Annotated in this window: 10 protein-coding genes; 1 reads left to right on the forward strand and 9 read right to left on the reverse strand. The window is 68.1% G+C overall.

Annotated elements, in window-relative coordinates:
* Positions 1-34 precede the first annotated feature (34 nt).
* The 9 genes from ACIHAX_RS32795 to ACIHAX_RS32835 all read right to left on the reverse strand — a co-directional run bounded on the left by ACIHAX_RS32795 (position 35) and on the right by ACIHAX_RS32835 (position 9220).
* Positions 35-1096 (reverse strand): ferrochelatase, encoded by a 1062-nt coding sequence (locus ACIHAX_RS32795; protein ID WP_364431172.1) that lies wholly within the window; start codon positions 1094-1096, stop codon positions 35-37.
* A 21-nt stretch (positions 1097-1117) separates the two neighbouring features.
* Positions 1118-1954 carry an NADH-dependent enoyl-ACP reductase InhA gene (gene inhA / locus ACIHAX_RS32800; protein ID WP_355070887.1) on the reverse strand — a complete coding sequence of 279 codons (837 nt, stop codon included), beginning with the start codon at positions 1952-1954 and terminating at the stop codon, positions 1118-1120.
* Between the two features lie 80 nt (positions 1955-2034).
* Positions 2035-2751, reverse strand: coding sequence for a 3-oxoacyl-ACP reductase FabG1 (gene fabG1 / locus ACIHAX_RS32805; RefSeq protein WP_356961866.1), 717 nt, complete (start codon positions 2749-2751; stop codon positions 2035-2037).
* A 225-nt stretch (positions 2752-2976) separates the two neighbouring features.
* Positions 2977-3336, reverse strand: a complete 360-nt coding sequence (locus tag ACIHAX_RS32810) for a peptidase inhibitor family I36 protein (RefSeq protein WP_397281475.1) — start codon at positions 3334-3336, stop codon at positions 2977-2979.
* Between the two features lie 112 nt (positions 3337-3448).
* Positions 3449-4450, reverse strand: a complete 1002-nt coding sequence (locus tag ACIHAX_RS32815; protein ID WP_355070881.1) for a VWA domain-containing protein — start codon at positions 4448-4450, stop codon at positions 3449-3451.
* On the reverse strand, positions 4447-5406 hold the full coding sequence (locus ACIHAX_RS32820) for a DUF58 domain-containing protein (RefSeq protein ID WP_355070879.1): 960 nt from the start codon (positions 5404-5406) through the stop codon (positions 4447-4449). Before ACIHAX_RS32820 ends, ACIHAX_RS32815 begins: the two co-directional genes overlap by 4 nt.
* Positions 5407-5432: 26 nt before the next feature.
* Positions 5433-6614 (reverse strand): MoxR family ATPase, encoded by a 1182-nt coding sequence (locus tag ACIHAX_RS32825; protein WP_355070877.1) that lies wholly within the window; start codon positions 6612-6614, stop codon positions 5433-5435.
* Between the two features lie 134 nt (positions 6615-6748).
* Entirely contained in the window at positions 6749-8167 is a 1419-nt protein-coding gene (locus ACIHAX_RS32830) for an NlpC/P60 family protein (RefSeq protein ID WP_356961863.1), read from the reverse strand.
* A 462-nt stretch (positions 8168-8629) separates the two neighbouring features.
* Positions 8630-9220, reverse strand: a complete 591-nt coding sequence (locus ACIHAX_RS32835; protein WP_356961861.1) for a DUF6676 family protein — start codon at positions 9218-9220, stop codon at positions 8630-8632.
* 286 nt (positions 9221-9506) lie between these two features.
* Here ACIHAX_RS32835 and ACIHAX_RS32840 point away from each other — a divergent pair, with 286 nt between their 5' ends.
* Entirely contained in the window at positions 9507-12326 is a 2820-nt protein-coding gene (locus ACIHAX_RS32840) for an aconitate hydratase (RefSeq protein WP_355070871.1), read from the forward strand.
* Positions 12327-12351 lie beyond the last annotated feature (25 nt).

The raw sequence follows: 12351 nt of genomic DNA on the forward strand, positions 1-12351 counted from the left end.
GGTCGCAGGCGATGCTATCCGCGACCGCTCCTCCTCAATTCCCAGCAGTGGGACGGCGCGTGACCGCACAGCAGCCGACGGCGCACGGCGCGCCGTCGCGCGTGCAGCCGTAGCCGGGCACCGCGCCGAGCCGCCGGGGTTCGGCTCCGCGCAACTGCTCGGACACCAGTTCGACGACCAGCTTCGCGAAACGCGGATCGCTTCCCGGCGTCGCGGCCCGCGCGAAGCCCATACCGAGTTCGGCGGCTTTCCGCGCGGCCTCGTTGTCCAGATCCCAGATGACTTCGAGATGGTCGGAGACGAAGCCCACCGGACAGACGACCACGGCCTCGACCCCCTTGGCCGCGAGATCGTCCAGGTGGTCGACGATGTCCGGTTCCAGCCACGGCACCTGCGGCGGACCCGAACGCGACTGCCAGACGAGGTCGTAATCGGTGAAACCGGTTGCCGCGGCGCACAATCGGGCCGCGTCGGCGACCTGACGACTGTACAGCCGACCGCCGTCGGCAGGCGGACCCGCGGCGGCATCGGCCGACACCGGAATGGAATGCGCGGTGAACACCAGCCTTGCCGCGGCGCGCTGCCCGGCCGGGAGCCGATCGCGCGCCGCGCGAATGGCATCGGCGAACGTCTCGATCAACAGCGGGTGATCGAAGTACTGACGCAGCTTCAGCAGTTCCGGCGCGCCCGCACCGAAAGCCGCACGCGCCCGGGCGATGTCCTCGTGGTACTGCAGGCATCCGGAGTAGCCGCCCCACGCCGAAGTCGGGAAGACCAGTGCGGCGCCGACACCGTCGGCGGCCATCCGCCCGACGGTGTCCTCCACCATGGGATGCCAGTTCCGGTTACCGAAGTACACCGGCAGCTCGATACCCGCGGCGGCCAGTTCGGCCTCGACCGCCGTGATGATGTCGCGATTGAGCGCGTTGATCGGCGAGACACCGCCGAAGTGCAGATAGTGCTCGGCGACCGCTTCCAGGCGCTCACGCGGCACTCCCCTGCCCCGGGTGACGTTCTCCAGGAACGGCATCACGTCTTCGGGACGCTCCGGACCGCCGAAGGACAGCAGCAGCAGCGCGTCGGCGGTTCGAACCACGGTGTCTCCCATCCGATCGGCTCAGTTGATCGCCATGTTCTCCGGGAACCAGGTGTTGTGGCTGGCTCCGCCGTCGACGTAGATGATCGAACCGGTGGTGCCAGGCAGCCAGTCCGACAGCAGCGCCACGATCGACTTCGCCACCACCGTGGGGTCGTCGACGTCCCAGCCGATCGGCGAGGCGCCGTCCCAGTAGACGTTGAGCTGATTGAGCTTGGCGGCGTCGTCGGTCGCGGTGCCCGCGATCGCCTTGGCGGCCAGCGTCTTGATCGGCCCCGCGGCGATGAGGTTGGACCGGATCTTCTTCGCCGCGCCCACCTCGCGGGCGACATACCGGTTCACCGACTCCAGCGCGGCCTTCGCCACGCCCATCCAGTTGTAGAACGGCATCGCGGTGCGCGGATCGAAGTCCATGCCGACGATCGAGCCGCCCTCGTTCATCACCGGCAACACCGCGCGCGACAGCGACGCGTAGCTCCACGCCGAGATCTCGAACGCCTTGGCGGCATCCGGGCCCGGGCCGTCGAGGAACGGCCGAGCCTCCGGCCCCATGAGGGTGCGTGGCGCGAACGCGATCGAGTGCAGCACCCCGTCGATCCCCTGCGGAGCCAGTTCCCGCAGCTTGTCGGCCAGGCCTGCGAGATCCTCTTCGCTGGTCACGTCGAGCCCGATGGCCGGCGGGACCTCCTGGGGCAGGCGTTTGGCGATCCGGTCGATCAGCCGCAGCCGCTCCGGGATGCCGGTGATGAGCACCTTCGCGCCCTGCTCCTGCGCGACGGCCGCCGCGTGGAACGCGATCGACGAGTCGGTGATGATGCCCGTGACCAGGATGGTCTTGCCTTCGAGCAGTCCGCCCATGAGTTCTCGGTTCTCCTGAAATTCGAATGTGGGGTTGGCTGCGGGCGGCCTGGACCGGCCGCGCTACGCGTTCGGTGTGGTCAGTGGCCCATGCCCATGCCGCCGTCGACCGGGATGACGGCGCCGGAGACGTAGGCGGAGTCCTCGGAAGCCAGGAAGCTGACCACGGCCGCGATGTCCTCCGGCTGGCCGAGCCGCTGCAAGGGGATGAACTTCTTGGCCATGTCGCGCACGTCCTCGGGCAGGTCGGCGGTCATGTCGGTCTCGATGAAACCCGGGGCGACGACATTCGCGGTGATCGAGCGCGAGCCGAGCTCGCGGGTGATCGAGCGGGCCAGACCGATCACACCGGCCTTGGAGGAGGCGTAGTTGATCTGACCGGCTTGGCCGCTCATGCCGACCACCGAGCCGAGGAAGATCATCCGGCCCCAGCGCGCGCGCAGCATGGCGCGGTTCGCGCGCTTGGCGCACCGGAACGCACCGGTCAGATTGGCGTCGAGCACCCGGGTGAACTGCTCCTCGTTCATCCGCATGAGCAGCGTGTCGTCGGTGATGCCCGCGTTGGCCACCAGCACCTCGACCGGACCCTGGTGCGCCTCCACCTCGGCGAAGGCGCCGTCCACCGATTCGCTGTCGGTCACATCGCATTTCACACCGAACAGGCCGTCCGGCACCCCCGAGCCACGATGCGTGACGGCCACCTTGTGACCGTCGGCAAGCAGACGCTGCGCGACCGCGAGTCCGATGCCGCGGTTTCCGCCGGTCACCAGGACCGACCGGGATGTGATGTTCGACATGGGGTTCAACCTACCTGGTCGAATCGGCAGGCAACGACCGGGCCGCCACGTTCGTCCGACCGCCATCCGAGCCCGGCCGCGTTCGTGAAACGCCACAATGACAGCGCGAAACGAAGCCCGATCACGCGGACCGGCCGGTGGTGTGCAGGACACCACCGGCCGGTCGGCATTCGATCGATGCGCCGCCTTTCACTCACCTTCGGCGAGCGACGCGAGAGGCGCTGCTCAGCAGCTGGGGCACCAAGTCACGGACAGCGCGTCGAACCCCAGATCCTCCACCTGCTTACCCGGCCCCACGTAAAGGTACGGTTGTCCGCCGCCACAGTTGGAACCGGAGCTGAACAGCAACTCGACGTTCGTGTTGTTGATCACCGATCTGGTGCTCGGATCTCCCGCGGGTCCGCAGTAGTTCCGGAAGTTCTTGGTGTTGAGCGTGACCACCTTCGCCGTACCGGAAAAGCCGACACCGGAGTACTGACACAGACTGCCGGTTGGACAGCCTGCCGCTGAAGCTTCCGGAAGCGGAGCCACGACAAAGGCCAGCGCGGCGAACGCGATTGCGGTGACGATTGCAGAAATTCGCATGATTCCTCCCCAAATGGAGGGCGGCACTCCCTTACCGCCCGTCCTGGGCACGGTAACACACTTTCCCGGCTATGGCCCGTGTAATCGCCTGCGCGCCTTGCTGTTCGCAGCGCTAAGGCAAACGCTGGCGATACACCAGACCGATGACCACTCCCGCCGCGACGACCACCAGTCCGAGCAGCAGCCACGGACGACTGGCGTCGCCTCTGGTCAGCTCGTACCCGATCTGTTGCTCCAAGGTGTCGTACACCTTGGTCAACTCCTGCAACGACGACGCGGTGTAGAACTCCCCGCTGGACAGTCGCGCTATCTCGCGCATGGCGTCGTCGTCCACCTCGACGCGTACCTGGTCCTTGCTGCCGTCCTCCCGGGGGATCTCGACGACGCCCCAGCGAGTGCCGAAGGAAATGGTCGAGATGGGGACGTTCTTGCTCTTGGCGAGCCGGGCGGCGACGTACTCGTGCCGGGGGTTGTCGACGTCCTTGAAATCCGGAACGGTCTGCTTACCGTCCGACATCAGCACGATCCTGGCAGGCGGTGGCTCCTGGGCGCCGCCGAGCACCGTGGCGAGCGTCTCGATCGCCTGCAGCGCGGTGAGAATGCCTTCACCGGTAGCGGTGCGCTCGGCCAACCGCACATTGTCGATCGCGGCTTTGACCGATTCGTGGTTCGTCGTTGGCGAGACCATCACCGAAGCGGTGCCCGCGAAGGTGACGAAGCCGATGTTCACGCCCTCGGGCAGTCCGTCGACGAACTCCTTGCCCGCCTTCTTGGCGACCTGGATGCGGCTCGGGGCGACGTCGGTCGCCTCCATCGACAGCGACACGTCCATCACCAGCATGACGGTCGCGCGGTTGCGCGGCACCTTCTTGACCGCGGTCGGTCCGGCCGCGGCGACGGTGAGGAACACCAGGCCGACCAGCAGCAGCGCGACGGCCACATGCCGGAACGCGCTCGGCCGCGACGGAGCGACCTTCTCCAGCAGCGCCATGTTGGTGAACTTCAACATGTGCTTGCGCCGGTTGCGCTGCACCAGGACGTAGCCGAGCGCGATCAGCGCGATGACGACGAGGAATCCCAGCCAGATCTGTGCGGTGAAATGCGAAATACTCACTGGCGTGGCACCCGCCCGGTCGGGGCGCCGAAGCTGTGGCGCCGGGTGGACACGAACCGGACCACGTCGGCGATCCAGTCCCGATCGGTTCGCAAGGTGAGCACCGGAGCGCCACAGCTGCGCAGGGCCTGTTCGACCTGCTGCCGGTGGCGCTGCGCGGCAGCCGCGAAATCGGCGCGCAGCGTGGAGGTCACGCTGAACTCGCGGGTGCGCCCGGTCTCCGGGTCGTGCAGTACGACGTCGCCCATGTCGGGCAGGGAGAGGTCGCGCGGGTCGAGCACCTCGACCGCGAGCAGATCGTGCCTGGCCGAGATCGCGCGCAGCGAGCGCTGCCAATCGATGTCACCCAGGAAATCGCTGATGATCACCGCGAGTCCACGTTTGCGCTGCGGACGGCGCAGCGATTCGATGCCGCCGCGCAGGTCGCCGCGCACGCCGTCGCGCGCGTGCGGTGTGGTCGCGATGCCGCGCAGCAGCGACTGGGCGTGGACGCGCCCGCCGCGCGCCGGGATGCGGGTCAACCGTTCGCCGGTGGCGACAACCGCACCGATCCGGTTGCCGCCGCCACTGGTCAGATGGGTGATTGCGGCCGCGGCGGCGATGGCGAGATCACGCTTCTGGCAGGCGGCGGTGCCGAAGTCGAGGCTGGCCGACAGATCGACCACCATCCAGGTCTCCAGCTCCCGGTCGGCGATCATCTGCCGCACGTGCGGATGAGTGGTGCGGGCGGTGACCGACCAATCCATCTGGCGCACGTCGTCGCCCGGTTGGTAGGCGCGCGCCTCACCCGGCTCGGAGCCGGGACCGGGGATGAGACCGAGGTGATCGCCGTGCAGCACGCCGTCGAGCCTGCGGCGCACGGTGAGTTCGAGGGTCTTGAGCGCGACCGTGAGCCTGGGGTCGGTCAACTCCCCCGCGTGGAAGGACGGCGGTGCGTGGGACGGCGACGTCGGCACTGGCGCGACCCGATCCGATGCCGAGGTCACTTCGGCGGAACGGTGCCCGCGGGCTGCGACTGCTGCCCGTTGGGCGGCTGGGGCACGGCCTGCTGCGGCGACGGCGGCTGGGGAACCTGCTGCGGGGCGCCCTGCGGCGGCGCGGCGGGCACGCCGGGCGCGACGGCCTGCGGGGCGACCTGTGGCAGGCCGACGGTCTGCAGAACGCGCTTGATGACGTCCTCCGGGCTGATCTCGTCGGCGAGCGCGTCGTAGGACAGCACCAGGCGATGGCGCAACACGTCCGGGATCACTTCGACGACGTCCTGCGGCACCACGTAATCGCGGCCGCGGATGAGCGCGACGGCGCGGGCCGCGGCGATGATGCCGAGGCTGGCGCGCGGCGACGCGCCGTAGGAGATCCAGCTGGCCACGTCCTGCATGCCGAAATCGGCCGGTTTGCGGGTCGCCGCGATCACCCGGACCACGTAGTCGACCAGGGCGTGGTGCACGAAGGTGTTGGCCGCGACCTTCTGCAGACGGATCAAGTCCTCCGGCTCCAGGATCCGGCTCGCCTCCGGCGGGGTGACGCCCATCCGGTAGATGATCTCGCGCTCCTCCTCCACGGAGGGGTAGTCGACGACGACCTTGAACAAGAAGCGGTCGCGCTGCGCTTCGGGCAGCGGGTACACGCCCTCGCTCTCGATCGGGTTCTGCGTCGCCATGACCAGGAACGGGTCGGGCATCGGGTAGGTCTTGCCGCCGATCGACACGTGCCGCTCGGCCATCACCTCGAGCAGCGCCGACTGCACCTTGGCGGGCGCGCGGTTGATCTCGTCGGCGAGCACGAAGTTGGCGACGACCGGGCCGAGTTCGGTGTCGAACTCTTCGCGGCCCTGCCGGTAGATGCGAGTACCGATGAGGTCGGTGGGCACCAGGTCGGGCGTGAACTGCACGCGGGCGAACGAGCCGCCGACCACCCTGGCGAAGGTCTCCACGGCGAGGGTCTTCGCGATGCCGGGAACACCTTCGAGCAGAACGTGACCACGTGCGAGCACGCCCACGAGCAGTCGTTCGACCAGGCGATCCTGGCCCACGATCACCCGCTTGACCTCGTAGATCGCCTTCTCCAGGGTCTGGACGTCACGCTCGAGGGTGCTGGGCGTCGAGACCGGCGCATCCTTCGCCGAGTTCGCTCCGCTCACACCGTCCGTCGAAGTCACCAACATCCCCGCTTTCGCCTTGGTCCTGTGCGTGCTGCCACAACTATTCCAGGTAATCACCGCCTGTGCCGCAACCGGACCCGACAGAATGGGAATTTCCGCGGTCCTCCGGCCGGGCGGGGCACCCGGAATGTCCGATATCAGGAGACGACGCGCACCGCGAACGGCATGATGCCGCCCTCGCGGACCGGGGACACCTTCACCACGTCGCCGGATTCCGGCGCCTCCACCATCTTCCCGTCGCCGAGATACAGCGCCACGTGCTGGCTGCCGTTCGGCCCCCAGAACAGCATGTCGCCGCGCTCGCGATCGCCGACCGGCACTCGGGTGCCCGCGTTGTATTGGTAGCCGCTGTAGTGCGGCAGTGAGACCCCCACGCCCGCGAACGCGTAGACCATCAACCCCGAGCAATCGAAGCCGACCTTCTCGAAGTCCCCGTAACTGTCGGCGACGCCGCCGTCCCGGATGCCGCGGGTCGGCCCGTCCTCGTCGCCGCCTCCCCAGGCGTAGGTGACGCCGAGTTGTGACATGGCGCGATCGACCACGATCTCGATCGCCGCGGAGCCTTCGACCGGTGGCGACTTCGGTCGTGGCGCGCTCCGCCGCGGTGGCGGCGCGTCCTCCAGCTGAGTGTGCGGGCGTTTTCCGGTGCCGAGTTCGGCGGCGCGATCGCGAGCGGCCTGGTCGGCGGCCGCGCGCGCGGCGGCCGCCGCCGCGGCGGCACGCACCGCCGCTTCCTCCACCTTGCGCATGGCGTCCCAGGCCAGGTACGCGTCACGCTGGTCCTGCAGGCCGGCCACGTTCTGCCGCGCTTGATCCAGCCTGCCCTGCGCGTCCTGGCGCCGCCGCAGCAGGTCGTCGCGCTGGGCGGTCTGCCGGTCGAGTTCGGCCTTCGCCGCGGCGACCGCGTTCTCGGCGTCGGCCCTGCGCGCGGCGGCGACGGCGGCGGCCGTGTCGGCGTCCGATTTCGCCCGCCGCGCGGTGGAGTTCTTGTTGCCTTGATCGATCTGCGCGCGCCGCAGGCCGTCCAGCACCTGCTGACGATTCTTGGAGACCAGCTCGAGGAGCTGGGCCCGGTCCAGTGCGACCGCGGGGGTGGCCGCGGCGAGGTAGGTGACCATCGAGCCGGAGCCCGGATTGGTATAGGCCTGGGTGGCGAACTGATCGAAGTTGCGTCGCGCCTGGCCCACCTTGGCCGCGGCATCGGCGAGGTCGAGCTGGGTGTCCACCACCACGACGGCGGCCGCGTCGGCGGCATCGCGCGCGGTCTGCAGGTCCACCAGCGCTCGGTTGACGTCCTCCCGGCGCTGCGCGACGGCGTCGTCGAGTTGCCCCAGTTGCTGATCGACCACGGCGACCTGGTTGATCAGGGTGCCGACCTCGGCGACACCGGCGTCCACCTGCGCGCCCGCCTGGGCGATTTCGCCGTCGCTGGGATTTGGCGGAGGAGGTGGCACAGCAGCGACAGGTCCAGTCGTGACCACTACAACGACCGCAATCAGCAACCCCACAGCGACCGATAGTCGGCGCCGGTTGGTGAGCCCGCCGTTGTTGCGCATCACACCTCCAAGGACCGGATTCCGGCAATCCTCGAGGGCATCAGGCGAACCAGGATGCACTGTGGTCGACAGATGGCCTCTGGGAACACTTATTCCCCATCAGGGACCATTCGAACCGTACGACACTTACGTCACCGACAAAACGGCATCGACCTTGTTGCCGCCCACATCTTCTTCATTGCTAGAAATTTGCTGTACTGCGCGCCACGCTTTCTCCGAACACAACAGACCAACCGTTCGGAAAATTAGCTACATGGATGCTGACGGCCCGATTTCGCCCCATATCGGACACAGCTCGGCTTCGCATCGAGCGAAGGCGGTGTCAGCGACGCACGCCTGCGACGCGCAGAGGTACCGCGCCTGCGGCCGAGTGGCGATGGACAACCGCGCCGTTACCAGGCGCGGGTTACCACCAGAATGTCGAATCCGCCGCAGCCGGCTTCGCAGAAAAGCGCCGCGACCTCAGATGGCGCGCGCGTCGGACGACTCGCCGTCCGGTGTCCGCCGGGCGCTCGCCACACGCTCCGGACCGTCGGCCGCCGCCCGCCGGACCTTGACCCAGTACAGTCCGGCGATGACCGCCACCGTTCCACCCAGCAGTGCGCAGGTGATGGCGGTCCAGGACATCGACTCCGGCGTCTCCAAGCGGGCGGTGAAGATGCTCGCGGCTTCTCCGCTCTTACCCTGCGTGCCCTTGGCGGCGTCCTCGGCCCACTCCAGCCGCACACGGCTGATCGTGTCGCTGTAGGTGCCCACCCAGTCGTCGCTGAGAACGACCACGGTGCCGTGCTGCGTCTTACCCACCTCGGTGGCCAAGTCCCGTAGGCTCGAATCGTGTCCTGGATTGCCGGGGACGACCACGATGCTCAGCGGGATTCCTTGCGATCGCGCCTCCGCGGCGATGGCGGCCAGTTCCTTCTTGTCCTTACCGGTCAGTGTCGCGACGTGATCGTCGGCCAGATCGGCGTTGAGCGAGCGCACGGTGTCGGCGGTGACATTCGGCGGCAATTCGGCGGCCATAGGGGTGAAAACCGAGTTGTGCGGGGCGGTCATCTTCCATCCGGTCTGTCGAGCCGCATCGGCAACCGAAGCGACGGGCATCCAACACTGCAGGGCGAGCAAGATCCCCCTTGCTGGCTCGAAAGCACAGTACGCGACGGAGTGTCGCATCTCGCGCGCGCGGCACGCCGAACCGCCCCCTGGTGTTTCACAGGACAAGCGTACTGTTAAGGTCGTAGGCGCGAGGAACCAGCGCCGGAGCGGCGCCGGAGCACCTCCGAAGACTCGGCCGCCGGCACAGCCCCGCCGGTGGCCACCCGCACAGACGAGTGGAGCTGACGTGACGACAAGTATCGATACTTTCGGCGCCAAGGGCACCCTCGAGGTGGGAAGCAACTCCTACGAGATCTTCCGCCTCTCCGCCGTGCCCGGCACCGAGAAACTCCCGTACGCACTGAAGGTCCTCGCGGAGAATCTCCTCCGCACCGAGGACGGCGCCAACATCACCGCCGATCACATCCGCGCCATCGCGAGCTGGGATCCCACGGCGCAGCCGAACACCGAGATCCAGTTCACGCCCGCCCGCGTCATCATGCAGGACTTCACCGGCGTGCCGTGCATCGTGGACCTGGCCACCATGCGCGAGGCCGTGGCCACCCTGGGCGGCGACCCGGACAAGGTGAACCCCCTCGCCCCCGCCGAGATGGTCATCGACCACTCCGTCATCATCGACGTCTTCGGCCGCGCCGACGCCTTCGAGCGCAACGTCGACATCGAATACCAGCGCAACGGCGAGCGCTACCAGTTCCTGCGCTGGGGCCAGACCGCGTTCGACGACTTCAAGGTCGTCCCGCCGAGCACCGGCATCGTGCACCAGGTCAACATCGAGCACCTGGCCCGCGTCGTCATGGTCCGCAACGGCCAGGCCTACCCCGACACCTGTGTCGGCACCGACTCGCACACCACCATGGTCAACGGCCTCGGCGTCCTCGGTTGGGGCGTCGGCGGCATCGAGGCCGAGGCGGCCATGCTCGGCCAGCCCGTCTCGATGCTGATCCCGCGCGTCGTCGGCTTCAAGCTGACCGGTGAGATCCAGCCGGGCGTGACCGCCACCGACGTCGTGCTCACCGTCACCGACATGCTGCGCAAGCACGGCGTGGTCGGCAAGTTCGTCGAGTTCTACGGCAAGGGCGTGGCCGAGGTGCCGCTGGCCAACCGCGCCACCCTGGGCAACATGAGCCCCGAATTCGGTTCCACCGCCGCGATTTTCCCGATCGACGACGTGACCGTCGACTACCTGCGCCTGACCGGCCGCTCCGACGAGCAGGTCGCGCTGGTCGAGGCGTACGCCAAGGAGCAGGGCCTCTGGCACGATGCCGACTCCGAGCCCGCCTACTCCGAATACCTCGAACTGGATCTGAGCACCGTGGTGCCGTCCATCGCGGGCCCGAAGCGCCCGCAGGACCGGATCCTGCTGTCGGAGTCGAAGATCGCGTTCCGCAAGGACATCCACAACTACACCAACGACGCGGAGAGCGGCCCCGCCGCCGACACCCCGCACAGCAAGCTGGACGAGGCCGTCGAGGAGTCCTTCCCCGCGAGCGACCCGGCCGTGCTGTCCTTCGCCGACGACGGCGCCGAGTCGCTGGTGTCGGCCGCCAACGGCGCCGAGGGCCGTCCGTCCAAGCCGGTGACGGTGCGCAGCGAGGAGTACGGCGACTTCGTGCTCGACCACGGCGCCGTCGTGGTCGCCTCGATCACCTCCTGCACCAACACCTCCAACCCGTCGGTCATGCTCGGCGCGGCCCTGCTGGCCCGCAACGCGGTGGAGAAGGGCTTGGCCCGCAAGCCGTGGGTGAAGACGTCCATGGCTCCGGGTTCGCAGGTGGTCAACGGCTACTACGAGAAGGCGGGCCTGTGGCCGTACCTGGACAAGCTGGGCTTCAACCTGGTCGCGTTCGGTTGCGCCACCTGCATCGGCAACACCGGCCCGCTGCCGGAGGAGATCTCCAAGGCGGTCAACGACAACGACCTCACCGTCACCGCGGTGCTGTCGGGCAACCGTAACTTCGAAGGCCGCATCTCCCCCGACGTGAAGATGAACTACCTGGCCTCTCCGCCGCTGGTCATCGCCTACGCGCTCGCGGGAACCATGGACTTCGACTTCGAGAACGACCCGCTGGGCAAGGACACCGAAGGCAACGACGTCTTCCTGAAGGACATCTGGCCTTCGCCGCAGGAGATCCAGGACACCATCGACCGGGTCATCAGCCGCGACATGTTCCTCGAGGACTACAAGGACGTGTTCCGGGGTGACGAGCGCTGGCGCAGCCTGCCCACCCCGGAGGGCAAGACCTTCGAGTGGGACGCCGAGTCGACCTACGTGCGCAAGCCTCCGTACTTCGAAGGCATGCCGCAGACCCCGGAGCCGGTCACCGACATCAAGGGCGCCCGGGTGCTCGCGCTGCTCGGCGACTCGGTCACCACCGACCACATCTCCCCGGCGGGCAACATCAAGCCCGGCACCCCGGCCGCGCAGTACCTGGAGGCCAACGGCGTCGAGCGCAAGGACTACAACTCCTACGGCTCGCGGCGCGGCAACCACGAGGTGATGATCCGCGGCACCTTCGCCAACATCCGGCTGCGCAACCAGCTCCTCGACGACGTCTCGGGTGGCTACACCCGCGACTTCACCCAGGAGGGCGGCCCGCAGGCGTTCATCTACGACGCCTCGCAGAACTACCAGGCCGCGGGCGTCCCGCTGGTCGTGCTCGGCGGCAAGGAATACGGTTCGGGCTCCTCGCGCGACTGGGCCGCCAAGGGCACCAGCCTGCTGGGTGTGAAGGCCGTCATCACCGAGTCGTTCGAGCGCATCCACCGCTCCAACCTCATCGGCATGGGCGTCATCCCGCTGCAGTTCCCGGCGGGCGAGTCGGCCGCGTCGCTGAAGCTGGACGGCACCGAGACCTTCGACATCGAGGGCATCACCCAGCTCAACGAGGGTGCCACCCCGAAGACCCTGAAGGTCACGGCCACCAAGGAGAACGGTGACAAGATCACCTTCGACGCGGTGGTCCGCATCGACACCCCCGGCGAGGCCGACTACTACCGCAACGGCGGGATCCTGCAGTACGTGCTGCGCAACATGATTCGTGCCTGATCGCGCCACCTTCGCTGGCGCGTGT

It is taken from the genome of Nocardia sp. NPDC051929 (assembly GCF_044548645.1).
Taxonomy (GTDB): Bacteria; Actinomycetota; Actinomycetes; order Mycobacteriales; family Mycobacteriaceae; genus Nocardia; species Nocardia sichangensis.

Bases quoted from the DNA above. Each gene is read 5' to 3' on its own strand.
- inhA (WP_355070887.1), bottom strand. From the start codon at position 1,954: ATGGGCGGACTGCTCGAAGGCAAGACCATCCTGGTCACGGGCATCATC.
- fabG1 (WP_356961866.1), bottom strand. From the start codon at position 2,751: ATGTCGAACATCACATCCCGGTCGGTCCTGGTGACCGGCGGAAACCGC.
- ACIHAX_RS32810 (WP_397281475.1), bottom strand. From the start codon at position 3,336: ATGCGAATTTCTGCAATCGTCACCGCAATCGCGTTCGCCGCGCTGGCC.
- ACIHAX_RS32825 (WP_355070877.1), bottom strand. From the start codon at position 6,614: ATGTTGGTGACTTCGACGGACGGTGTGAGCGGAGCGAACTCGGCGAAG.
- ACIHAX_RS32830 (WP_356961863.1), bottom strand. From the start codon at position 8,167: ATGCGCAACAACGGCGGGCTCACCAACCGGCGCCGACTATCGGTCGCT.
- ACIHAX_RS32835 (WP_356961861.1), bottom strand. From the start codon at position 9,220: ATGACCGCCCCGCACAACTCGGTTTTCACCCCTATGGCCGCCGAATTG.